This window comes from Streptomyces sp. AK010 (assembly GCF_014207295.1).
Taxonomy (GTDB): domain Bacteria; phylum Actinomycetota; class Actinomycetes; order Streptomycetales; family Streptomycetaceae; genus Streptomyces; species Streptomyces massasporeus.
Genome location: NZ_JACHCX010000017.1, coordinates 21,552 through 44,022 on the forward strand (window position 1 = coordinate 21,552; position 22,471 = coordinate 44,022).

Annotated in this window: 18 protein-coding genes and 3 pseudogenes; 6 read left to right on the forward strand and 15 right to left on the reverse strand. The window is 71.1% G+C overall.

Annotation, left to right across the window (positions count from 1 at the left end; genetic code table 11):
- Positions 1 to 219: 219 nt before the first annotated feature.
- A pseudogene (locus HDC93_RS28045) lies at positions 220 to 927 on the reverse strand (hypothetical protein); the annotation flags it as partial.
- Positions 928 to 980: 53 nt separating this feature from the next.
- Positions 981 to 2,405, reverse strand: coding sequence for a short-chain fatty acyl-CoA regulator family protein (locus HDC93_RS28050; protein WP_185013646.1), 1,425 nt, complete (start codon positions 2,403 to 2,405; stop codon positions 981 to 983).
- A 383-nt stretch (positions 2,406 to 2,788) separates the two neighbouring features.
- Here HDC93_RS28050 and aceA point away from each other — a divergent pair.
- The 3 genes and pseudogenes from aceA to HDC93_RS28065 form a co-directional block, all read left to right on the forward strand.
- A pseudogene (gene aceA / locus HDC93_RS28055) lies at positions 2,789 to 4,069 on the forward strand (isocitrate lyase).
- Between the two features lie 100 nt (positions 4,070 to 4,169).
- Complete coding sequence (aceB, locus tag HDC93_RS28060) at positions 4,170 to 5,759, forward strand: malate synthase A (RefSeq protein ID WP_185013648.1); 1,590 nt, start codon at positions 4,170 to 4,172, stop codon at positions 5,757 to 5,759.
- A pseudogene (locus tag HDC93_RS28065) lies at positions 5,756 to 5,950 on the forward strand (3-hydroxyacyl-CoA dehydrogenase NAD-binding domain-containing protein); the annotation flags it as partial. The gene aceB and the pseudogene HDC93_RS28065, both read left to right, overlap by 4 nt.
- 204 nt (positions 5,951 to 6,154) lie before the next feature.
- Here the strand turns inward: HDC93_RS28065 and HDC93_RS28070 are convergent.
- The 3 genes from HDC93_RS28070 to HDC93_RS28080 all read right to left on the reverse strand — a co-directional run bounded on the left by HDC93_RS28070 (position 6,155) and on the right by HDC93_RS28080 (position 11,006).
- Positions 6,155 to 7,483, reverse strand: a complete 1,329-nt coding sequence (locus tag HDC93_RS28070) for a class I SAM-dependent RNA methyltransferase (protein WP_185013650.1) — start codon at positions 7,481 to 7,483, stop codon at positions 6,155 to 6,157.
- A gap of 225 nt (positions 7,484 to 7,708) precedes the next feature.
- Positions 7,709 to 9,760, reverse strand: a complete 2,052-nt coding sequence (locus HDC93_RS28075) for an APC family permease (RefSeq protein WP_185013652.1) — start codon at positions 9,758 to 9,760, stop codon at positions 7,709 to 7,711.
- A gap of 265 nt (positions 9,761 to 10,025) precedes the next feature.
- Positions 10,026 to 11,006, reverse strand: a complete 981-nt coding sequence (locus HDC93_RS28080; protein WP_185013654.1) for a PfkB family carbohydrate kinase — start codon at positions 11,004 to 11,006, stop codon at positions 10,026 to 10,028.
- Between the two features lie 248 nt (positions 11,007 to 11,254).
- Here HDC93_RS28080 and HDC93_RS28085 point away from each other — a divergent pair, with 248 nt between their 5' ends.
- Positions 11,255 to 11,926, forward strand: a complete 672-nt coding sequence (locus HDC93_RS28085) for a TrkA family potassium uptake protein (protein WP_185013655.1) — start codon at positions 11,255 to 11,257, stop codon at positions 11,924 to 11,926.
- Entirely contained in the window at positions 11,926 to 12,600 is a 675-nt protein-coding gene (locus tag HDC93_RS28090; protein ID WP_097221367.1) for a TrkA family potassium uptake protein, read from the forward strand. The genes HDC93_RS28085 and HDC93_RS28090 overlap by 1 nt, the downstream gene beginning before the upstream one ends.
- Before the next feature lie 89 nt (positions 12,601 to 12,689).
- Here HDC93_RS28090 and HDC93_RS28095 read toward each other — a convergent pair whose 3' ends face one another.
- From HDC93_RS28095 to HDC93_RS28130, 8 genes are all read right to left on the reverse strand, one after another.
- On the reverse strand, positions 12,690 to 13,424 hold the full coding sequence (locus tag HDC93_RS28095) for a DUF3159 domain-containing protein (RefSeq protein ID WP_185013657.1): 735 nt from the start codon (positions 13,422 to 13,424) through the stop codon (positions 12,690 to 12,692).
- Between the two features lie 3 nt (positions 13,425 to 13,427).
- The gene (locus HDC93_RS28100) at positions 13,428 to 13,826 is read right to left on the reverse strand and encodes an OB-fold nucleic acid binding domain-containing protein (protein WP_104781211.1); all 399 of its coding nucleotides are present in this window, start codon (positions 13,824 to 13,826) and stop codon (positions 13,428 to 13,430) included.
- A gap of 63 nt (positions 13,827 to 13,889) precedes the next feature.
- Complete coding sequence (locus HDC93_RS28105) at positions 13,890 to 14,573, reverse strand: response regulator (RefSeq protein WP_185013659.1); 684 nt, start codon at positions 14,571 to 14,573, stop codon at positions 13,890 to 13,892.
- On the reverse strand, positions 14,570 to 17,113 hold the full coding sequence (locus HDC93_RS28110) for an ATP-binding protein (RefSeq protein ID WP_185013660.1): 2,544 nt from the start codon (positions 17,111 to 17,113) through the stop codon (positions 14,570 to 14,572). Before HDC93_RS28110 ends, HDC93_RS28105 begins: the two co-directional genes overlap by 4 nt.
- A 174-nt stretch (positions 17,114 to 17,287) precedes the next feature.
- Positions 17,288 to 18,463, reverse strand: coding sequence for an alginate lyase family protein (locus HDC93_RS28115; RefSeq protein ID WP_185013662.1), 1,176 nt, complete (start codon positions 18,461 to 18,463; stop codon positions 17,288 to 17,290).
- A 158-nt stretch (positions 18,464 to 18,621) separates the two neighbouring features.
- Positions 18,622 to 19,374, reverse strand: a complete 753-nt coding sequence (locus HDC93_RS28120) for a DUF3710 domain-containing protein (protein ID WP_031106683.1) — start codon at positions 19,372 to 19,374, stop codon at positions 18,622 to 18,624.
- Position 19,375: 1 nt separating this feature from the next.
- Positions 19,376 to 19,981 (reverse strand): dUTP diphosphatase, encoded by a 606-nt coding sequence (gene dut / locus HDC93_RS28125; protein ID WP_260419805.1) that lies wholly within the window; start codon positions 19,979 to 19,981, stop codon positions 19,376 to 19,378.
- 32 nt (positions 19,982 to 20,013) lie between these two features.
- The gene (locus tag HDC93_RS28130; protein WP_185013664.1) at positions 20,014 to 20,598 is read right to left on the reverse strand and encodes a PaaI family thioesterase; all 585 of its coding nucleotides are present in this window, start codon (positions 20,596 to 20,598) and stop codon (positions 20,014 to 20,016) included.
- Positions 20,599 to 20,656: 58 nt separating this feature from the next.
- Here HDC93_RS28130 and HDC93_RS28135 point away from each other — a divergent pair, with 58 nt between their 5' ends.
- Positions 20,657 to 21,115 (forward strand): DUF3093 domain-containing protein, encoded by a 459-nt coding sequence (locus HDC93_RS28135; RefSeq protein WP_185013665.1) that lies wholly within the window; start codon positions 20,657 to 20,659, stop codon positions 21,113 to 21,115.
- 45 nt (positions 21,116 to 21,160) lie between these two features.
- Here HDC93_RS28135 and HDC93_RS28140 read toward each other — a convergent pair whose 3' ends face one another.
- Both HDC93_RS28140 and HDC93_RS28145 read right to left on the reverse strand, forming a co-directional pair.
- Complete coding sequence (locus HDC93_RS28140; protein ID WP_185013666.1) at positions 21,161 to 22,129, reverse strand: hypothetical protein; 969 nt, start codon at positions 22,127 to 22,129, stop codon at positions 21,161 to 21,163.
- A 13-nt stretch (positions 22,130 to 22,142) separates the two neighbouring features.
- Entirely contained in the window at positions 22,143 to 22,439 is a 297-nt protein-coding gene (locus HDC93_RS28145; RefSeq protein ID WP_003993510.1) for a DUF4193 domain-containing protein, read from the reverse strand.
- Between the last annotated feature and the right edge of the window lie 32 nt (positions 22,440 to 22,471).

Sequence of the window (22,471 nt, forward strand, 5' to 3'; positions counted from 1 at the left end):
CGAAGAGATCGTCGCCTCGATCGACTACGACTTCGGACGATTCGACGGCCTCCCCAGCCTCACCGGCGCGCTGCTGCGCACCCTGCTGTTCGACCGATGGGTGGGGGACTTCCTCTCCGAGCACCCCGACGGAACCGTGGTGGAGATCGGCACCGGCCTCAGCACGCGGTACGAGCGTGTCGACAACGGACGCGCCCGGTGGTTCGAACTCGACCTGCCTGTCCCGGACAGTTCGTTGGTGGCCTTCGGCAGTGTCACGGACGTCAGCTTCTCGCCCGAGTCCGGGTCTCAGGCATGCAGTTGGCGCTTGCCCGGCTCCGAGACGTACGCCGTCCGGTCGCGGACGAACAGGGTGGGCCGGGGCTGCTGCCAGTCCAGGGGCTCCATCCAGTCGCCGACCGCGTCGATCTTCTTCTCCACCTTGCCGGTCTCCGGGTCGATGACGTGGAGAACGCCGTTGATACCGAGGACGAGGGCCTCGCCGTGCGGGCCGCGGGCGAGGGAGCGGAAGGAGTAGCTGGTGCCGAGGTCGACCAGCTTCATCTTCGCGGTGCGGGTGTCGATCAGCGAGATGCGGGTGGGCCGTTCCAGTTCGGCCTCGGGGTCGGTCTTGTAGTCGCCGAGGAGGATCGGGAAGTCGTCGCTGCCGGCCTGGTTGCCAGTGCGGGCGTAGTCGTCGGCGGCGTCGACCTTGGTGAACTCGCCGTCCTTGTGCAGGAGTACGCCGTCCTCGCAGCCGAGCCCGATCACCTCGTCCATGGCGGCGGCCTCTTCGTGAAGGCCGGGGCAGTTCTCGGCGCGGGCGATCTCCTTGTCGTCCTTGTTGAGGACGAGGGCGCCGGTGCGCTTCTCCTCGGTGCCCCGGGTGGTGACGAGTTCGCCGTCGGCCAGTTCGATGGCGACACCGTGGTGGGGCTCGGCGCTCGTTTCCTCGACATCGCCCAAGGAACCGGAGAGGGCCGGTCGTTCGGGCATCGGCCCTACGTGGGCCGCGGGTCGGAGCCGGACACCGGATAGGGGACGAACGTGCTGCTGTCCGGGTCGACGCGCAGGGCGCGGCCGAGCGGCGGTGCGGCGCGCTGGGGGCAGTCGAGGCGTTCGCAGACCCGGCAGCCCATGCCGATCGGGGTGGCGGCCGAGGCGTTGTCGAGGTCGAGCCCGTCGGAGTAGACGAGGCGGTGGGCGTGGCGGATCTCGCAGCCCAGGCCGATGGCGTACGTCTTGCCGGGTTCGCCCCAGCCGCCGCGGTGCCGGGTGACCGCGCGGGCCGTCCACAGGTACCGCTGCCCATCGGGCATACCGGCCACCTGGACGTGGATGCGACCGGGGGCTGCGAAGGACTCGTACACGTTCCACAGCGGGCAGGTACCTCCGGCCCGGCTGAAGTGGAACGCCGTGGCGGACTGGCGTTTGGACATGTTGCCGGCCCGGTCGACCCGGACGAAGGAGAAGGACACACCGCGCTGGCGGGGGCGTTGCAGGGTGCTCAGGCGGTGGCAGACGGTCTCGTAGCCGAGGCCGTAGCGGTCGCTGAGGCGCTCGATGTCGTAGCGGAACTCCTCGGCCGCCGCATGGAAGGCGGTGTACGGCAGGATCAGCGCCGCGGCGAAGTAGTTGGCGACACCGATGCGGGCCAGCTCGTGAGCCGGTGTACCCGGCTCGAAGTCCTCCGTGGTGAGACGGCTCAGCCCCTCGTCGTGTTCCAGCAGGGCGAGCTGCGTCGCCATGCGGAAGGCCCGCTGGCCGGGCCGCAGCCGCGGGGAAAAGTGGAGGGTGAGGCCGATCCGGTCGTAGCGGTGCAGCCGTTCGCCGGGCTCCGCGCCGAGGCGGACGCCGTGGGCATCGGCGAGCCTTGTGGTGAGGGCTCCGATCACCTCGCCGGGCCGGACACCTATCTCCTCGGCCAGCTGCTCGGCGGCGAGGTCGGTGTCGTGGAGGTAGTTCTGCCGGCGGTAGAAGACGTCCCGGATCTCCTCGTGCGGCGAGGGCGACGCCGCCGGCGTGTTCCGGTCCCCGTCCCGGCCGTCCGCCGCCCCGGCCAGCCGCTCGGACAGCAACTGGTTGCGGCGCCCCAGGTCGATCAGCACCTGGGCGACCGACGGCATCCGTGACGCCAGTTGGGCGAGGCCGGTCGCGGAGACCCGGTCGGCGGCCAGCTCGCCGGTCAGCGCCTCGCGCAGGTCGGCCACGAGGCGGGCGGTGTCCCGCTCGGAGAAGAAGGCGGCGTCGACACCGAACGTTTCCGTCAGCCGGAGGAGCACCGGCACGGTGAGCGGACGGGAGTCGTGCTCCATCTGGTTGAGGTAGCTCGGGGAGATGCCGAGCACGCGGGCGAGTTCGGCCTGGTTCAGCCGGCGCTCCTCGCGCAGTCGCCGCAGCCGCGCACCCGCGTACATCTTGCTCACCGAGCGCTCCTGCCTACCGGGGGTCCGACCCGGTCAGCGCACGGGACGGACCGACCGTTGAGGGCTTCGCAAAGTTGGCAGAGTACAGCAGGAAGATGCGCAGAAGTTGACACATCGCCAAGCTTGCTGGCACCGAGTGCCAGTGCCAGAGTCTCAGTGCGGCCCGCCGGACACGGCCGAAACCGCCCGGAACCGGGGCGCGATTCACTGCCCTGACGTCGGTGATCCCGGCATTCGGGGCGTACCACGCCGACAGCATTGCTCACCTTCGCCCTCCGGGGTGACGGCGGGCCGCACTCCGGCAAGACGACACGCAGTGCCATCTCTTTTCGCACGGGCAGCGGCATTGGCAGACGGCACAGACCGAGGAGACGGTGACAGTCATGGCAGAAGCAAGGACGCGGGCGGCCGAGGAACTGGCCCGGCGCTGGGCCACCGACCCGAGGTGGCAGGGCATCGAGCGCACCTACAGCGCCGAGGACGTCGTCCGGCTCTCGGGCAGCGTCCGGGAGGAGCACACCCTGGCCCGGCGCGGCGCCGAACGGCTGTGGCGCCAACTGCACGAGCGGGACTACATCCTCGCGCTGGGCGCGCTCACCGGTGGTCAGGCCGTCCAGCAGGTCAAGGCGGGCCTGCAGGCGATCTATCTGTCCGGCTGGCAGGTCGCCGCGGACGCAAACCAGGCCGGGCACACCTACCCGGACCAGAGCCTGTACCCGGCCAACTCCGTTCCCCAGGTGGTCCGTCGGATCAACAACGCACTGCTGCGCGCGGACCAGATCGCCACCAGTGAGGGCGACAGCTCCACCGACTGACTGGCGCCGATCGTCGCCGACGCGGAAGCCGGTTTCGGCGGGCCGCTGAACGCCTTCGAGCTGACCAAGGGCATGATCGCGGCAGGCGCGGCAGGCATCCACTACGAGGACCAGCTCGCCTCGGAGAAGAAGTGCGGGCACCTCGGCGGCAAGGTCCTCGTCCCGACCTCGCAGCACGTCCGCACCCTGAACGCGGCCCGGCTCGCCGCCGACATCGCCGACACCCCGACCGTCGTCATCGCCCGCACCGACGCACTCGCCGCCAACCTGCTCACCAGCGACGTCGATGAGCGCGACGCCGAGTTCGTCACCGGTGAGCGCACGGCGGAGGGTTTCTACCGGGTCCGCAACGGCATGGCACCCGTGATCGCCCGCGGTCTGGCCTACGCCCCGTACGCCGACCTGATCTGGGTCGAGACCGGCACCCCGGACCTGGAGCAGGCACGCGAGTTCGCCGAGGCGATCCATGGGCAATACCCGGACCAGATGCTGGCGTACAACTGTTCGCCGTCGTTCAACTGGAAGGCCGCGCTGGACGACGACCAGATCGCCAAGTTCCAGCGCGAGCTGGGCGCGATGGGTTACAAGTTCCAGTTCATCACCCTGGCCGGTTTCCACTCCCTGAACCACGGCATGTTCGACCTGGCCCGCGGCTACGCCGAACACGGCATGACCGCCTACGTCAACCTCCAGGAGCGGGAGTTCGCCGCGCAGGCGCACGGCTTCACCGCCGTCAAGCACCAGCGCGAGGTCGGCACCGGCTACTTCGACCTGGTCTCCACCGCCGTCAACCCCGCTTCCTCCACCACGGCGCTCGCCGGGTCGACGGAAGAAGAGCAGTTCCACTAGGCCGCCGGACCGGACACCCGGCGTCCGGCCGGGGCCCGGACGGGCGGAGGGGGACGAACCGTCTCCGTCCCCCTCCGCTCCCATCCCTCAGGAGAGCCCGATGACCACCACCGCACTCACCCACCCCGTCCGCGTGCTCGCCGCTCCCGGCCTCCGGCACGACGAGATCCTCACCCCCGCCGCCCTGGACTTCGTCAATCGCCTGGCCGAGGCTTTCGTGTCGCGCCGGCGGGACCTGATGAAGGAACGCCGTCGGCAGGTACTGCGGCTGGCGTCGGGCTCGCCCCTCGACTTCCCCATGGTCACCTCCGCCGTCCGCGACGACCCCACCTGGCGCGTCGCACCGCCCGCGCCCGGCCTGACCGACCGGCGCGTGGAGATCACCGGACCGCCCGACCGGCGCATGGCCGTCAACGCCCTCAACTCCGGCGCCAAGGTCTGGATGGCCGACTTCGAGGACGCCACCGCACCCACCTGGGACAACATCATCGGCGGCCAGCTCACCCTGCTCGACGCCATCGAGCGGCGCATCGACTTCACCACGCCGGACGGCAAGGAATACCGGCTCGGCGACCGGCTCGCCACCATCATGATCCGCCCCCGCGGCTGGCACCTCAACGAGGAACACCTGACGTACGACGGCCGGCCCCTGCCCGCCGCGCTCGTCGACTTCGGCCTGTACTTCTTCCACTGCGCCCAGCGGCAGATCGCCGCCGGGTACGGACCGTACTTCTACCTCCCCAAGCTGGAGAACCGGTACGAGGCCCGGTTGTGGAACGACGTCTTCCTGCTGGCCCAGGAACTGCTCGGCCTCCCGCGCGGCACGATCCGCGCCACCGTCCTCATCGAGACGATCACCGCCGCGTTCGAGATGGAGGAGATCCTCTACGCACTGCGCGAGCACAGCGCCGGGCTGAACGCCGGCCGCTGGGACTACCTCTTCAGCATCATCAAGACCTTCGGCCACCGCACCGACTTCCTCCTCCCGGACCGCGCGAAGGTCACGATGACCTCCCCCTTCATGCGGGCCTACACCGAACTCCTCGTGCGCACCTGCCACCAGCGCGGCGCCCACGCCATCGGCGGTATGGCCGCCCACGTGCCCGGCAAGGACCCGACCACGAACGAGGCCGCCTTCGCCAAGGTCCGCCTGGACAAGGAGCGGGAAGCGGAGGACGGCTTCGACGGCTCCTGGGTCGCCCATCCGGGGCTCGTCCCGGTATGCCGCGAGGTCTTCGACGGTGTCCTCGGCGACCGCCCTCACCAGCTCGACCGCACCCGCGACGACGTCGAGGTCACCGCCGCCGACCTGCTGTCCGTACGCCGGATCAGCGGACCGCCGACCCCCGAGGGTCTGCGCACCAACATCATCGTCGCCCTGCGTTACTTCGCCGCTTGGCTGCGCGGGCAGGGGGCGGTCGCCATCGACGGCCTCATGGAGGACGCGGCAACGGCCGAGATCGCCCGTGTCCAGGTCTGGCAGTGGCTGCGGCACCGGGTCGTCGACCGGAAGACCGTCCTGCGGATGCTGGACGACGAGACCGTCGCACTCGGCGCCGAGTACCCGTACGCCCCTGTCGAGATCCGGGCCCTCTTCCAACGGAACACGCTCGTGGGCGAACTGCCCCTGTTCTTCACCCCGGACGCCTACGCCCGTCATCTCGTTCGCCGCCCCGAGGGTGCGGCATGAGCGGCGGCATCCGCCGCGTCGGCGTGGTCGGCGGCGGCCTGATGGGAGCGGGCATCGCCGAGGTATGTGCCCTGGCCGGGCTGGACACGGTGGTGTGCGAGGTGGACGCGGTCGCCGCCCGGGCCGCCCGCGACCGGGTGGCGGTCTCCCTCGACCGCGCCGTGCGGCGGGGCAGGCTGGAGGAGAGCGCTACTCCTCGGGCAGGACCGTGGCCGCCCACGCACGTCCTCAGCCCACGCTGCAGCGCAGGTCACAGCATCACGAGATGCGTCTGATGCCCCATCAGAACGAGCGTCAAATGAGCGGCAAGACACCTCGGAGAGCGTCATTTGAGCGTCAAGATTTCGCCCGTAACGCCCATAGCGCACATCCCGCACTTCGACTAAAGCTGCAGGTCAACGGCCTTTTTCGGCAGGCTCAAGGATCGCGACACACTCCACGTGATGCGTCATCGGAAACAGATCGAACGCCCGCAGCATCCGCACCCGGTACCCACCGTCCCGGAAGTACCCCAAGTCCCGCGCCAGCGCAGCCGGATCGCACGCCACGTACGCGATCCGACGTGCCCCCAGCGACGCCAGATGCTCCACCGTCTTGCGGCCCGCGCCCGCCCGCGGCGGGTCGAGGACGATCAGGTCGACCTCCTCGATGCCCGTACGCGGCAACACGCTCTCGACCTTGCCCTGTTCGATGCGGACGCGGTCGAAGTCGGCGAGGTTGTGCCGTGCGTCCTCCACCGCCCGCTTGCCGGACTCGATGCCGAGCACCGCACCCTGGTCGCCGACGCGGTCGGCGAGGGCGCCGGCGAAGAGGCCGACGCCGCAGTACAGGTCGAGGGCCATGTCGCCCTTGCGCGGCAGCAGGCCCTGCATGACCGCGGTCACCAGTGTCTCCGCGGCCTTCGGGTGCACCTGCCAGAAGCCGCCGTTGCCGACGCGGTGCGTGCGGCCGTCGGCGCGTTCGCGGACGAAGGGGCGGCCGTGGACCCGGTGGACGCCGCCGGAGCGCTCGTCGACCCGCAGGACCGAGACGGGGCGGTCGAGTTCGACCAGCGGGAGGCGCGCGCCCGGCTTCGGGGTGAGGATCACCTGGCGGTCCTGGGAGCCCGTCGCCGCGATCGCCTCGACGGAGTCCATGCCCGTCCAGGACCGCTTCTCGATGCCCAGCTCGCTGACGCCCTCCGCGGCGATCAGGCAGTGGTCGATCGGCTCCACCTCGTGCGAGCGGTGCCGGCGCAGGCCCGCCCGGCCGTCGGCGGTGACGGCGTACTGGACGCGGGTGCGCCACGCGGGCACCTGGCCCGCGGGCACCTTGTCGCCCTCCGCCGGCAGCACCGTGCCGTCCCAGCCGGCCTCCTCCGGGGTGAGCCCGGCGAGGTGCTGGAGCTGTTCGGCGATGACGTCGGCCTTCAGGCGCCGCTGCGCGCCCGGCTTGGCGTGCTGCCAGTCGCAGCCGCCGCAGCGGCCGGGGCCGGCGAACGGGCAGGGCTCGTCGATCCGGTCCTTGGAGGCGTCGAGCACGGTCACGGCGTCGGCGCGCAGGAACCGCGCGCCCTCCTCGCCCTCCGTCACCCGCGCCACGACCCGCTCGCCGGGCAGCGCGTGCCGGACGAACAGCACCTGGCCCTCGGACGTACGGGCGATGCAGTGACCGCCGTGGGCGACGGGGCCGACCTCGACCTCGTACTCCTCCCCCACCAGCGACTTCCTCGGTTCTGCCTGCATGGCGGGGTGACTCCAAAACACGTGAGGGGGAAGGGCCGAACGGAAACGGCCGGACAACAGCCCACCAGTCTACGTGGCTGTCACCCGACCGTTTCACACGAGCCGTGCCGTCACACGGATCGCACGCGTCACACGAGCACGCGTCACACGAGCACGCGTCACACGAGCACGCGTCACACGAGCCGTCGTCTCAGGAGAGGATCTTCAGCTCTGGTCAGGAGATCTTCAGCTCTTGTGCTCGGAGGACTCCTTCGACCGCACCTGCGCGGGGCCGCGCCGCACCGAGCCCGGCGCGTTCCAGTCCTGCTGCCTGCGGGCCCGCCGCTTGGCCGCCTCGGAGGACTGCAGCTGGTAGGGCACCGAGGTCACCATGATCCCGGGCGTGAACAGCAGCCGGCCCTTGAGCCGCAGGGCGCTCTGGTTGTGCAGCAGGTGCTCGTACCAGTGGCCGACCACGTACTCGGGGATGATCACGGACACCGCGTCCCGCGGAGACTCCTTGCGCAGCCCCTTGACGTACTCGATGATCGGCCGCGTGATCTCGCGGTAGGGCGAGTCCAGGACCTTCAGCGGTACGTCGATGCCGCGCCGCTCCCACTCCTCGCGCAGGGCCTTGGTCTCCGCCGGGTCGACGTTGACGCTCAGCGCCTCCAGCGAGTCCGAGCGCATCAGCTTGGCGTAGGCCAGGGCGCGCAGCGTCGGGCGGTGGATCTTGGAGATCAGCACGACCGAGTGGACCCGTGAGGGCCGTACGAGGTCGTCGCTCGGGCCGTCGGGGGCGGCGATCTCGGCGGCGACCCTGTCGTAGTGCTTCCTGATGGCCGTCATCGTCGCGTAGAAGATCACCATGCCGAGCAGGGCGACCCAGGCGCCGTGCGTGAACTTGGTGAGGAGGACGACGACCAGCACAAGGCCGGTGAAGAAGGCGCCGAAGGCGTTGATGGCGCGGGAGCGGATCATGTGGCGGCGCTTGGCCTGGTCCTTCTCCGTGGCCAGGTGGCGGTTCCAGTGCCGGACCATGCCGGTCTGGCTGAGCGTGAAGGACACGAACACGCCGACGATGTACAGCTGGATCAGCCGGGTGGAGTCGGCGCCGTAGATCCCCACCAGCAGTCCGGCGGCGCCGGCGAGGAGCACGATGCCGTTGGAGAAGGCCAGGCGGTCGCCGCGGGTGTGCAGCTGGCGCGGCAGGTACCGGTCCTGGGCCAGGATCGAGCCGAGCAACGGGAAGCCGTTGTAGGCGGTGTTGGCGGCGAGGAACAGCACCAGCGCGGTGGCCGCGGCCAGGAGGATGAACAGGAAGCTGCCCTTGCCGAAGACGGCCTCCGCGACCTGGGAGATCACCGGGTTCTGGACGTAGTCCGGGCCGAGCGGGACACCGTTGTGGATGAGGTCCTTGGCGGGGTTCTCCGCCATGCGGACGTCGGTGGCGGCGGCCAGCGCGATGATGCCGCAGAACATGGTGACGGCCAGCAGGCCCATCGCCGCGAGGGTGGTCGCCGCGTTCTTGGACTTGGGCTTGCGGAAGGCCGGGACGCCGTTGGAGATCGCCTCGACGCCGGTGAGCGCGGCGCAGCCGGAGGAGAAGGCGCGCAGCAGCAGGAAGACCAGCGCGAAGCCGGCCAGGCCCTGATGCTCGGGCTTGATGACGTAGTCCGCCGTCGGTGCCCGCATGGTGTCGTCCAGGACCAGCCCGCGGAAGGCACCCCACGCGATCATGATGAAGACGCCGAAGACGAAGACGTAGGTCGGGATCGCGAAGAGCGAGCCGGACTCCTTCACCCCGCGCAGGTTCATCAGCGTCAGCAGCACGATCACGCCGATCGCGCAGAGCACCTTGTGCTCGACGACGAACGGGATCGCGGAGCCGAGGTTCTCGATGCCGGAGGAGATCGACACCGCGACAGTGAGGACGTAGTCGACGAGCAGCGCGCTCGCGACCGTCAGACCGGCCTTGGGTCCGAGGTTGGTGGTCGCCACCTCGTAGTCGCCGCCGCCGCTGGGGTAGGCGTGCACGTTCTGCCGGTACGAGGCCACCACGGTGAACATCAGCACGACGACGGCGACGGCGATCCACGGGCTGAAGTGGTACGCCGTCACGCCCGCGATCGACAGGACCAGCAGCACCTCGCCGGGCGCGTACGCCACGGAGGACAGCGGGTCGGAAGCGAAGACGGGGAGTGCGATGCGCTTCGGCAGGAGCGTTTCGCCCAGCCGGTCGCTGCGCAGTGCGCGCCCGATCAGGATCCGTTTGGGCACGTCGGTCAGTTTGGACACAACAGAGGATCGTAGGCGTTCGATTGCGGGGTCGCCCACCCGCCACCCCTGATCGGCGTTCGATCTGCTCTCCGAGTGAATTCACAGGCGCATGCGGCTGCGGATTCCGCAGGTCACGCGCTTCGCATGCCTATATGACTAAGCTCCGTCCGGTTCCCGGCCGTTGCCGCCCCTGGAGGTCCCATGCACACGCCCGCCCAGTTGATCGGCGCCGCGGCCACCCTCGTAGCCCTCGGAATCCTGACGGTGGCGAGCGTGCGCAGCATCAGCCGCCGCAAGGACGTGTCGCAGGGGGCGCGCTAGGAGACGCCGGGGTGCCGGAGGGCTCCGGCCGTTCGGAGCGCTCCAGCTCCGCCACCCCCGCGCGAAGCTCCGCCGGCCCGATGACGGCGGCTCGGGTCGACGGGATCGTGCAGGCGTAGGCGCCGGCCACGGTGCCGTGCAGGGCGCTGCGCCGGGGCGGGGCACCGTCCAGCCAGGCGTGGAGGAACGCGGCGGCGAAGGCGTCGCCCGCGCCGTTGGAGTCGACGACCGGTGCGGGGGGCACGGCGGCGGGTACGTGGGTGAGCTCCCCGTCGGCCAGCAGGTACGCCCCGTCCGCTCCGGCGGTGGCGACGACGACGCGGGCCCGGCCCCGCTCGCCGATCCGCCGCATGGTCCGTTCCGGGTCGGTCAGGGCCGCGCTGGACAGGAAGACCAGGTCGGCCCGGCGGGCGAAGGGCTCGTGGTAGGGGTTGGCGCCGTCCCAGTCGTGCAGGTCGGTGGAGATCGTGAGGTCCGCCTCGCGCAGGGCGGGCAGCGCGTGGGCGCACGGCTGGGTGATGACGACGTGGGCGTGCCGGCTGACGGCCGCGAGTGCGCGGACCGTGTCCTCGGGCAGCCGGTCCGTGTCGGCGGCCCGGGTGGCGTCGTAGAGGGACGAGCGCCTGCCGTCAGGGCCGACGAGGTTGACCGCGCGTTTGGTGCCGAGGGGCTGCGGGACGGTGGTGAGCCCGATGCCGTGCTCCCGGTGCAGCGCACGGACGAGGTCGCCCTCGGGGTCGTCGCCGAGGAAGTCGAGGTGGTGGGTGCGCAGGCCCAGCGCGGTCGTCCCGAGGGCCACGAAGTCCCCGCTCTGGCCCGCGCGGGTCACGATCCCGGGCCGGATCATGTGGCTGTCCGCGAACGGCACGGGCAGCTCGGGCACGTGCACGATCGTGTCCACGCCCGCGCCGCCCAGTACGAGGACGTCGATCTCGGCGCTCATGGCAGTTCCTCCCCCGGCCGAAGGCCCGGCAGGGCCCTCGGCAACCCCCTCGACTTTGCGGATACGTTGGAGTCGGGCAGCCGAACGCGGCACCGCCCCCGGAGGGCATCATGGCGTGATTCCACCGGCATGATGTTGCCCGGCGGCCCGCACGCAGGCCGCGACGTGATCCCCGGCAAGCCGAGAGAGAGACATGAGCACGACATTCATGAAGGCCAGAGGGCCTGCAGGAAGCGCGGTGTGACGCGATGCATATCGTCATCATGGGGTGCGGAAGGGTGGGTTCCGCACTGGCCCAGAACCTGGAGCAACAGGGGCACACGGTCGCCGTGGTCGACCAGGACCCCACCGCCTTCCGCCGGCTGGGCTCCTCGTTCGGCGGCCGCCGGGTCACCGGTGTCGGCTTCGACCAGGACACCCTGCGCGAGGCGGGCATCGAGGAGGCCGGCGCCTTCGCCGCCGTCTCCAGCGGTGACAACTCCAACATCATCGCCGCGCGCGTGGCCCGTGAGATGTTCGGCATCGAGAACGTCGCCGCCCGCATCTACGACCCGCGCCGCGCGGAGGTCTACCAGCGCCTGGGCATCCCCACCGTCGCGACGGTCCGCTGGACGGCCGACCAGATGCTGCGCCGTCTGCTCCCCTCCGGCGCCGAGCCGCTGTGGCGCGACCCCACCGGTGGCGTCCAGCTCGCCGAGGTCCACACCTCCACCGCCTGGGTCGGCCACAAGATCAGCCGGATCCAGGAGGAGACCGGCGTGCGCGTCGCGTTCCTGACCCGGCTCGGCGAGGCGGTCCTGCCCACCTCGCAGACGGTGCTGCAGGAGGGCGACCTGGTGCACGTGATGATGCGCACCGACGAGGTCGACAAGGTCGAGGCGGCGTTCGCCAAGGGTCCCGAAGGGGAGGGCGGTCACTGATGAGGGTCGCCATTGCCGGAGCCGGCGCCGTCGGCCGCTCGATCGCGGGCGAACTGCTGGAGAACGGCCACGAGGTCCTGCTGATCGACAAGGCGCCGACCGCCATCTCGGTCGAACGCGTCCCGCAGGCCGAGTGGCTGCTCGCCGATGCCTGCGAGATCACGTCCCTGGACGAGGCGGCGCTCCAGCGCTGCAACGTCGTGATCGCCGCGACCGGCGACGACAAGGTGAACCTGGTCGTCTCCCTGCTGGCGAAGACGGAGTACGGCGTCCCGCGCGTCGTCGCCCGCGTGAACAACCCCAAGAACGAGTGGTTGTTCAACGAGTCCTGGGGCGTGGACGTGGCCGTCTCCACCCCGCGTCTGATGTCGGCCCTGGTCGAGGAGGCGGTGAGCGTGGGCGACCTGGTCCGCCTGCTCCGCTTCAGCCACGGCGACGCCAACCTGGTCGAGCTGACCCTGCCGGAGGAGTCGGCCCTGGCCGGCACGCAGGTCGGCGACGTCGAGTGGCCGCAGGACACGTCCCTGGTGACGATCATCCGCGGCAACCGCGTCCTGACCCCCTCCCGGGAGGACTCCCTGGAGGCCGGCGACGAACTCCTCTTCGTGGCCGCCCAGGCCCGTGAGGAGCAGCTGGAGGACCTGCTGTCGGTGCGGCGCGACGCGGCGAGCTGAGCCGGTCGCCGAGCGAACGGAAAGGGGCGTCCCGAGTGCTCGGGACGCCCCTTTCCGTCAGCTTCGGGGGGTCATGCGGCTCCAGAAGGTCACTGCTCGGCGGACCGAGCGGCGGCGGCCTGCCGGTCCCGCTCCTCGGCCGCCTTCTCCTCCGCCTCCATCTCCGCGAACACGTCGATGGGTGCGGGCGCCTTCGCCAGGAAGACCCACGTCAGATACACCGCGAGCAGGAACGGCGGGATCTTCAGGGCGACCAGGACCCAGCCCAGCTGCGTGGTGTCGGCCCACCAGTACAGCGGGAAGAGGATCGCGCACTTGGCGAGCAGGATCGCGCCCCACGCGTAGCTGGCCTTCGCATAGGCCTTCTTGCGGCCGGGGTTCCGGGTGCGCCAGGAGAGGTTCTCCTTGAAGACCGGGCCGAGGATCAGCCCGATCAGCGGCACGCCGCACAGGGTGGTGATGATGTAGGCGAGGCCCAGTCCCAGCGTGTAGAGCATGCCGGGCAGGTAGAAGTCCTTGGCGTTGCCGGTCATCATCGCGAAGACGACACCGAAGGCCACGCCGAAGACACCGCTGAAGGCGTGCTTGACGGTGTCCTTCATCACCAGCCGGACCACGACCAGCACCAGCGACACGGCCAGCGCCGCGATCGCCGACAGGTGCAGGTCCCTGTTGATCGTGTAGATGGTGACGAAGAGGAGACCGGGAACCACCGTCTCCACCATGCCCCGCACGCCGCCGAACGCCTCGAACAGGGCGGCCTCGGTCACCGCCCGGGCGTCGTCCGCAGATGTCTCTTCGGTCGGCTTGTCGAGCGACGTCACCGGCTACTCCCGTCCGAGGGGTCTCAGTTCGTACTTGGGATTGAACAGCACCCGGCGGCCCCGGCTCATCGAGATCCGGCCCGATGCGATCAGCTTGCGCCCCGGCTCTATCCCCACGATGGAGCGCCTGCCGAGCCACACCACGTCCAGCGCGGCGGAGCCGTCGAACAGCTCGGCCTCCAGGGCCGGGACTCCGGCGCGGGGCCGAAGGGTGACCGTGCGCAAGGTACCAGTAACCGTCACTATCTGCCGGTCCTGGCAGTCTCCGATCCGGATGCAGCCGGCCGTCTCGGTGTCCTCGCGAAGCTCCTCGGACTCCAGGTCCTCCTGCGACGAGGAGAGCCGGTCGAGCATGCGCCGGAACCGGCCCACCGGCTTTTCGGAACGAGGAACAGCACTCATGTCTGAAGCGTACCGGGGCCTGCTGACGAAGGGCGAGGAGCCTGTTTCCCGACGCGATGCCCCTCACTTCTCGAAGCGATACCCCATCCCCGGCTCGGTGATGAAGTGCTTCGGATGGGAGGGATCCGCCTCCAGTTTCCGCCGCAACTGCGCCATGTACACGCGCAGATAGTTGGTCTCCGTCCCGTACGACGGCCCCCACACCTCCTGGAGCAGCTGCTTCTGCCCGACCAGGCGGCCGCCGTTGCGCACGAGGACCTCCAGCAGGTGCCACTCCGTGGGGGTCAGCCGTACGTCCTTGCCGGCGCGGTTGACCTTCTTCGCGGCCAGGTCGACGGTGAACTCGCCGGTGTCGACGATCACGTCGTCCTCGCCGCCGCCGGCCGGTTCGGCTCGGCGGACGGCGGCCCGCAGCCGCGCCAGCAGCTCGTCCATGCCGAACGGCTTGGTGACGTAGTCGTCGGCGCCCGCGTCCAGTGCCTCGACCTTCTCGTCGGAGGAGTGCCGGGCGGACAGCACCAGGATCGGCACCCGGGTCCAGCCGCGCAGGCCCCTGATCACCTCGACGCCGTCCATGTCGGGCAGTCCGAGGTCGAGGACGACCACGTCGGGGTGGCGGGCGGCCGCGAGCTTCAGGGCGGTGGCGCCGTCGTGGGCCGCGTCGACCTCGTAGGTGCGTGCCTTGAGGTTGATCACGAGGGCGCGCACGATCTGCGGCTCGTCGTCGACCACGAGGACGCGGGTCATGAGGCCTGCCTTTCCGGTTCTGCCGCGGGGTGGAGCTCCGGGCGGATTCCCGCCGCACGGAGGGTGAGGACCATGGTGAGTCCGCCGCCGGGGGTGTCCTCGGCGTTCAGGGTGCCGCCCATGGCCTCGGCGAAGCCGCGCGCCACGGCGAGCCCCAGCCCCACGCCCGCACCGCGCGGGGCGTCGCCGTGGCGCTGGAAGGGCTCGAAGATGCGCTCCTTGGCCTCGTCGGGGACGCCCGGCCCCCGGTCGACCACCCGCACCTCGACCCGGTCGGCCAGCGCGCTGGCGGCGACCAGCACGGGGGCGCCGGGCGGACTGTACTTGACGGCGTTCTCGACGAGGTTGGCCACCGCCCGCTCCAGCAGACCGGGGTCGACGGCGACCATGGGCAGCGTCTCGGGCACGTCCAGGCCGGCGCTGCCCTCGGGGACGCCGCCGAGCGCCATCGGCACCACCTCGTCGAGGTCGATCTCACGGATCAGCGGGGTGACCGTGCCGGTCTGGAGCCGGGACATGTCAAGGAGGTTCCCGACGAGGTGGTCGAGACGGTCCGCGCCCTCCTCGATGCCCTCCAGCAGCTCGGCGCGGTCCTCCTCGGACCACTCGACGTCCTCGGAGCGCAGGGAGGTCACCGCCGCCTTGATGCCGGCCAGCGGCGTCCGCAGATCGTGGCTGACGGCGGCCAGCAGGGCCGTACGGATGCGGTTGCCCTCGGCGAGCGTGCGGGCCCGGTCGGCCTCCTCCTGGAGCCGGCGGCGGTCCAGGACGACGGCGGCCTGGGCGGCGAAGGCGGCCAGCACCCGGCGGTCCTCGGCGGGCAGCACGCGGCCGGTCAGCGCCAGGGCCATGTGATCCCCGACGGGTATGTCCACGTCGGCCTGGTCGGGCCGCTCGACGGGACGTCCCCGGCCGACGCGCCCGGCGCAGGTCCACGGCTCGACGTCGCCGGCCCGTTCCAGCAGGGCCGCGGACTCCATGCCGAAGATCTCGCGGGCCCGTTCGAGCAGGTCCTCCAGGCCGGTCTCGCCGCGCAGCACGTTGCCGGCGAGGAAGGCCAGGATCTCCGACTCGGCCCGCAGCCGGGCCGCCTGGTGGGTGCGGCGGGCGGCGAGGTCGACCACGGAGGCCACCGCCACGCCGACCGCCACGAAGATCACGATGGCGACGATGTTCTTCGGGTCGGCGATGGTCCACCGGTGCAGGGGCGGTGTGTAGAAGTAGTTCAGCAGCAGGGAGCCCACCGCCGCCGAGGCCAGGGCGGGCAGCAGCCCGCCGAGCAGGGCCGCAGCCACCGTCAGCGCCAGGAACAGCAGCATGTCGTTGGCGAGGCCGAGGTCGACGGTGTTGAGCAGCACCGCGAGGACGGGCGGGCCGGCGACGCCGGCGATCCAGCCCCACACCCGCCGGGAGCGCCCGAGGCGCGCGCCCCGGGCCACCGGCAGACCGCGGCCCTTGGCGACCTCGTCGTGGGTGACGATGTGCACGTCGAGGTCGGGCCCGGACTCCCGGGCGACCGTCGCGCCGACCCCGGGGCCGAAGACGTACTGCCACGTCTTGCGTCGCGAGGAGCCCAGCACGATCTGGGTGGCGTTCGCACCGCGGGCGAAGGCGAGCAGTGCGGCGGGTATGTCGTCTCCCACGACATGGTGGAACGTTCCACCAAGATCCTCGACCAGGGTCCGCTGCAGCGCCAGTTCCTTGGGCGAGGCCGAGGTCAGTCCGTCGCTGCGGGCTATGTAGACGGCCAGCACCTCACCGCCGGCGCCCTTCTCGGCCAGCCGGGCGCCCCGGCGGATCAGCGTGCGGCCCTCGGGTCCGCCGGTCAGACCAACGACGATCCGCTCGCGCGAGCCCCAGATCGCCGACACCCGGTGCTCGTTGCGGTACTGCGTGAGGTGGGCGTCGACCCGGTCGGCCACCCACAGCAGCGCCAGCTCGCGCAAGGCGGTCAGGTTGCCGGGGCGGAAGTAGTTCGACAGGGCGGCGTCGACCTTGTCGGGCTGGTAGATGTTGCCGTGCGCCATCCGCCGCCGCAGCGCCTCGGGCGTCATGTCGACCAGCTCGACCTGGTCGGCCCGGCGCACCACCTCGTCCGGCACGGTCTCCTGCTGCCGCACCCCGGTGATCGACTCGACGACGTCGCCGAGGGACTCCAGGTGCTGGATGTTGACGGTCGAGACCACGTCGATGCCCGCGGCGAGCAGTTCCTCCACGTCCTGCCAGCGCTTGGCGTTGCGGGAACCGGGGACGTTGGTGTGGGCGAGTTCGTCCACCAGGGCGACCTCGGGGCGGCGGGCGAGGACGGCGTCGAGGTCCATCTCGGGGAAGACAGCGCCGCGGTACTCCAGCTCCCAGCGCGGCACCTGCTCCAGGCCGTGCAGCATCACCTCGGTGCGGGGCCGTCCGTGGTGCTCGACGAAGCCCACCACGCAGTCCGTGCCCCGTCCGACGCGGCGGTGCGCCTCGGACAGCATCGCGTAGGTCTTGCCGACGCCCGGTGCCGCGCCCAGGTGGATCCGAAGCTTGCCGCGTGCCATGGCTCCATTGTCTTCCGGTGGTCTGCCGACTGCGCAGCGTCGACCCTACGGCCGGAAGGCACGAGGTTCGGGTCCCCTGCCCGGCTCCGGGGCGCACTTTGACGGAACTCTGACGCGGACCGGCGGGCGGACCGGACGCCGCGGTCCCCGCCCGGCGCCCGTCCGGTCAGGGGGTCAGGCGGGGTTGTCGCCGTGCGTGAGGGTCTCCCAGGCGACGAAGAGGTTGTTGCTGCCGGCGGGACGTCCCCGCCGGGTCAGCGTCGCGGTGTTGGTCATGGCGTGAGCGAGACGGTTGGCCAGGGCGTTGAGGCCGACCTCGGTCACCGGCCCGAGGCCGAGCTTGAGCGAGCCGCCGCACAGCCAGCCCTCGGCACCCGCACCGAGCTGGTACTTGGCGTGGAAGCCGAGTCCGTGCCGCAGCCGCTCGCCCACGTCGGTGCCGTAGAGGTCCTGGCCCTGGATGCGGCTGGTCTCGGCGACGTGCGAGATGGCCGAGAGGCCGTAGCCGGTGTGGGTGAAGTCGCGGCAGGTCTCCTGGCTGAGTCCGTTGACGAAGGTCGACTGGCCCTGCCAGTACGTGACGACCTTCTCCCGGGTGTTCAGGTTCTGGCTCGGCACGGTCTTCGGCAGCGCGCCGTCGGACTCCAGGTAGACGTAGGCGGCCGTGCGCGTGCGGAACCTCGCCATGGCCTTGTCGTACGACGCCCTGTCCTCCAGGAAGACGGAGATGCCGACGGCGGCCTCCATCATCGACAGCTCCCAGTTGCCGTTGGAGTTCGAGCCGTTGATGATCTCGGGCAGGTAGACGGTGCGGAGCATGGTGGCGAAGCGGCCGGAGTTCGCCCAGGTGCCGGTGTACGTGTACTTGATGATCTCGGCGGCCTTCGGCCAGGAGGAGCCGGCCCAGCCGGTCTGCAGGGGCGCGTTGCTGTTGGTGTGGTCCCTGATCACGGCGGACCAGGCGTCCATCAGCTCGATGGCCTTGCGGGCGTGCCGTTCGTCGCGGGTGAGGTACCAGGCGAGGGCGTGGGTGTACGCGGCGATCGCGTCCTCGCGCTCGTCGGTGCAGCCGAGGTCGGGGTTGGAGTACGAACCGCACTCGACGACCGCCCGGGGCCTGGGCGTGCGGTTCAGGTCGGCGTATCTGCTCGCCATCATCTGGTCGAAGGCGCCCTTCCAGGGCTGGGCGCCGGCGTTGACCTTGGACCGGGTGAAGTCCAACTGGCCCTTGGAGACGGTGACTCCGGGGTGGGCGAAGGCGGCGGGGGCGCTGGGGGCGGCGTCGGCGGGCCAGGCGAGGGCACCGGCGACGAGGGCGGCCGAGGCCGCGAGGAGAGCGGTTCTGCGCATGCGTGGGGGACCTTCCGTTCTCGTATATGAACGTGAAGCGCCTTTATGAACAGACGCGTGGGACGGAGACGGTAGGTACAGACCAATGCGTCGTCAAGGTTCCGCGCACGAGAAAGGGCCGCACCCCCGGTGGGTACGGCCCTGGTGTCTCTGAGGGGTCAGCGGACCTCGGTGATCTCCGGTCCGCGCTGGAGCTGGCCCATTCCACCCGCGAAACGGGAGCCCTCCTCCTGCTGCACGCCCTCGGGGACCATCTGGGCGTCGTTCGGAAGCTTCAGGACGATCGGGTCGCGGGGCGCCATCGGGCCCTCGCCGCGGACCACGACGGTGTCCCGGAAGATCTGCTCCAGCAGCCCGGCGGCCTGCGGCTGCACCGCGCCCTGGCCCGAGATGACCCCGCGCAGGAACCAGCGGGGGCCGTCCACACCGACGAACCGCACGACCTGGAAGCCGCCGGTGCCGTCCGGCAGCTGTACGGGCACCTGGGCGCGCAGCTCCCAGCCCAGCGGCCCCTCGACCTCGTCGACGATGCCGCCCTGCTGGGTGATGCCGGTGCCGATCTCCTCGCGCACCTCGCCCCAGATGCCCTCGCGCTTGGGAGCGGCGAAGCCCTGGAGCTGGATGGCGCTGTCGCGCAGCACGACCGTGGCCGCGACGATCGCGTCGCCCGCGACCTCGACCCTGAGCTCCATGCCGTCGACGCCCGGCACGAACAGGCCGCCCAGGTCGACCCGGCCTTCGCCCGGGTCACGGACCTCCGAGTCGTCCCAGGGCCCGTCGGGGCGCGGCGCGGGCTCGAGCCTCAGGCGCTCGCGCTCGTCGTCCGCCTCAGTGTCGACACCGTCGACGACCTGCTCGGCCTCGCCGGCCGCGTCCTCGGCGGCATCCCTCTTCTTGCGACGTCCGAACACGTCACTGTCCTTCCCGGTCGGATACGACCGAAGCGTATCGATTCCCACCCGCCTGACCGCCCATGGCGGCCTGACCGCTTGTGCCGCTCGTCCCGTCCACCGCCGCATGGCCTCCGGTGGATCCGAAGCCCCCCTCGGCCCGCGTCGAGTCGGGAAGTTTTGCCACCTCTTGGAAGCGAACCTTCTCGACCTGCTGGACTACCAGTTGGGCAATCCGGTCGAAGCGCTCGAACCGCACGGCCTCGCGCGGGTCGAGATTCACCACGATCACCTTGATCTCCCCACGGTACCCGGCATCAACCGTCCCCGGGGCATTCACCAGGGCGACGCCGCAGCGGGCGGCCAGGCCGGATCGCGGGTGCACGAAGGCCGCGTACCCCTCCGGCAGCGCCACAGACACTCCCGTGGCCAGCACGGCCCGCTCGCCCGGCTCCAGTTGGCACGCCTCGGTGGTGCGCAGATCGGCCCCGGCGTCACCGGGCTGCGCGTACGACGGAAGCGGTACGTCCGGATCGACGCGCCGGATGAGCACGTCCAGCGGCGGCCGAGTCACGGGGCTCGTGAGGGTGGGGGGGCTTTCCGCGCTGACGGGGCTGTCGGGCCGCATGGGACCGGTGGTGTTCCCGGGTCCGGTCGGGCTCACGGGTTCACCTCGAAGGCGCGGGCGCGCCGGACCTGGTCCGGGTCGCTCATGGCGGCCTGGATCTCCTCCTGGCGGCCGTGGTCGACGAAGTGGTCGACCTTCACCTCGATGAAGAGCGCGTCCGCGCGCACCGCGACGGGCCCGTCGGGGCCGCCGACGCGTCCGGTCGCGGTGGAGTAGATCTTCCGCCCGGCCACCGCCGTCACCTCCGCCTGAAGATGCAGCGTGGTGCCGACGGGCACGGGCCGTACGAAGTCGGTCTCCAGCCGTCCGGTCACCGCGATCGTGCGCAGCAGCCAGTTCAGCGAGCCGAGGGTCTCGTCCAGGGCGGAGGTCAGCACGCCACCGTGCGCGAGGCCCGGAGCGCCCTGGTGGGCGGGCTGCACGGTGAACTCGGCGGTGAGCGAGACGCCCTCGCCGGCCCGCGCCTCCAGGTGCAGCCCGTGCGGCTGCTCGCCGCCGCAGCCGAAACACCGGCCGTAGTGCGCGCCGAGGAGCTCGCCGGGCGCGGGTGCGTCCGGGTGCCGCACCGGTTGCACGGCGTCGGCCGGAGGCTGCAGAGCTGCGGAAGTACCACTCACAGCCGGAGACCTTACCCGCGCGTCGGCCCCTTCCGGACACCGTGTCAAGCTTGGCCTCATGCAGCTCTCCGCCGCCCCGTACGAAGAACGCCTCACCGCCCCGCGGACCTGGTGGCTGATCTCGTTCCTCGTGGGCGTCTCGATGGCCCTGATCCTGCTCCCCTTCGGCACGCTGCCGATGCTCGGCGGCCTCGCCGGGGGCACCGCGGTCGCGGCCGTCGCCGCGAGCTCCTACGGCTCGGTCCGCATCCGGGTGGTCGGGGACTCCCTGATCGCGGGCGAGGCGAAGATCCCGCTGGCGGCCCTGGGCGAGACGGAGGTGCTGGACGCGGAGGAGGCCCGTGCCTGGCGCACCTACAAGGCCGATCCGCGCGCCTTCCTCCTGCTGCGCGCGTACATCCCGACGGCCCTGCGCGTGGAGGTCACGGACCCGCAGGACCCGACCCCGTACCTGTACCTGTCCACGCGCGAGCCGGAGCGGCTGGCGCAGGCGCTGCGGACGGAGACGTCGGCGTAGCACACCTGCGCGGGGCATCACCCGGCCGCTGTGGGACGGCCGGTCTCAGCGCCCGTCGCCGTGCCGACCGCGGTGTCCGCCGTCGGGCCGGTGGTCCTCGTGGCGCCCCAGGGGGTCTCTGGTGATCTCGCCCATCTCCAGGGCATCCGCCGGACGTTCCAGGGTGGGGAGCGCCTCCAGGGCCTCCCAGGGCACCTGGATCTTGCGCAGGTCGCGGCGGATCCGGCCGGCGAGCTTTCTCGTCTCGCCCCGGTTCATGACCGCCCCTACGGCGGCGCCCACCAGGAACGGCATCAGATTCGGCATGCTGCGGACCATGCGCTTCATGATCCGCTGCCGCAGTTCGCGCTTCATGCGGCTGTTCAGCGCCGCGCTGAGTGTCGACGGCTTGGTCGCGTCGATGCCGCGCTCCCCCGACCACGAGTCGAGGTACGCGGTGCTGCGCTGTTTGAGGTTGCCGGGCGGGCGCACGCCGTAGACCTCGTGGAGTTCGGCGATCAGCTTCAGCTCGATCGCGGCGACGCCGGTGACCTCGGCGGCCAGTTCCGTCGGCATCGCCGGGGGTACGGGGAGCATCGCGGCCGCGCCGACACCGGCTCCGACCGTCGCCGTCGCGTTCGCGGCGCCCGCCACGAGCTTGTCCGCGATCTCCTCGGGCCCGAGGCCCGGGAACTGTCTGCGCAGCGTGGCCAGGTCCCGTACGGGGACGCGCGGGGCCAGCTCGATGATGCGGTCGGCGAGATAGGCGAGTCCGGCCCGGGCCCGGTCGCCGCCCTTGCGGGCGCCTTCCCTGGCCCGCTCCCGGATCGCCCCCGCCCGCCGTCTCGCGACGGGTGCGGGGACGTCCACGGACGCCGGGCGGTCACCCCGGCCCGCCGGTTCGAGCGAGGCCGCCCCCGTACCGGTGGAGCCTCGCTCGTCGTCACGCGCGCCGTACTGCGGGCCGTCCATCGGCCCTTCGTCCGCTTTCCGTTTGGAGAAGCGGCGCTTCCAGGGAGAGGTCGAGCCAGTCACGGCCGACCCCTCCTCAGTCGCAGTCGCGGCAGATCGGCTGACCGTTCTTCTCGCGGGCCAGCTGGCTGCGGTGGTGGACCAGGAAGCAGCTCATGCAGGTGAACTCGTCCTGCTGCTTCGGAAGCACCCGGACGGCCAGCTCCTCGTTCGAGAGGTCGGCTCCGGGCAGCTCGAGGCCCTCCGCGGCCTCGAACTCGTCGACGTCCACGGCGGAGGCCGACTTGTCGTTCCTCCGAGCCTTCAGCTCTTCGAGGCTGTCCGAGTCGACGTCGTCGTCGGTCTTGCGTGGAGTGTCGTAATCGGTTGCCATGGTCGCTCTCCCCCTCTGGGTGTCTGCGGTGT

What these genes read in the sequence shown, in the direction of transcription:
- aceB (WP_185013648.1), top strand. Translation starts at nt 4,170, where the DNA reads ATGACCACCACCGCACTCACCCACCCCGTCCGCGTGCTCGCCGCTCCC.
- HDC93_RS28070 (WP_185013650.1), bottom strand. Translation starts at nt 7,483, where the DNA reads ATGCAGGCAGAACCGAGGAAGTCGCTGGTGGGGGAGGAGTACGAGGTC.
- HDC93_RS28080 (WP_185013654.1), bottom strand. Translation starts at nt 11,006, where the DNA reads ATGAGCGCCGAGATCGACGTCCTCGTACTGGGCGGCGCGGGCGTGGAC.
- HDC93_RS28085 (WP_185013655.1), top strand. Translation starts at nt 11,255, where the DNA reads ATGCATATCGTCATCATGGGGTGCGGAAGGGTGGGTTCCGCACTGGCC.
- HDC93_RS28090 (WP_097221367.1), top strand. Translation starts at nt 11,926, where the DNA reads ATGAGGGTCGCCATTGCCGGAGCCGGCGCCGTCGGCCGCTCGATCGCG.
- HDC93_RS28100 (WP_104781211.1), bottom strand. Translation starts at nt 13,826, where the DNA reads ATGAGTGCTGTTCCTCGTTCCGAAAAGCCGGTGGGCCGGTTCCGGCGC.
- HDC93_RS28105 (WP_185013659.1), bottom strand. Translation starts at nt 14,573, where the DNA reads ATGACCCGCGTCCTCGTGGTCGACGACGAGCCGCAGATCGTGCGCGCC.
- HDC93_RS28110 (WP_185013660.1), bottom strand. Translation starts at nt 17,113, where the DNA reads ATGGCACGCGGCAAGCTTCGGATCCACCTGGGCGCGGCACCGGGCGTC.
- HDC93_RS28115 (WP_185013662.1), bottom strand. Translation starts at nt 18,463, where the DNA reads ATGCGCAGAACCGCTCTCCTCGCGGCCTCGGCCGCCCTCGTCGCCGGT.
- dut (WP_260419805.1), bottom strand. Translation starts at nt 19,981, where the DNA reads ATGCGGCCCGACAGCCCCGTCAGCGCGGAAAGCCCCCCCACCCTCACG.
- HDC93_RS28135 (WP_185013665.1), top strand. Translation starts at nt 20,657, where the DNA reads ATGCAGCTCTCCGCCGCCCCGTACGAAGAACGCCTCACCGCCCCGCGG.
- HDC93_RS28145 (WP_003993510.1), bottom strand. Translation starts at nt 22,439, where the DNA reads ATGGCAACCGATTACGACACTCCACGCAAGACCGACGACGACGTCGAC.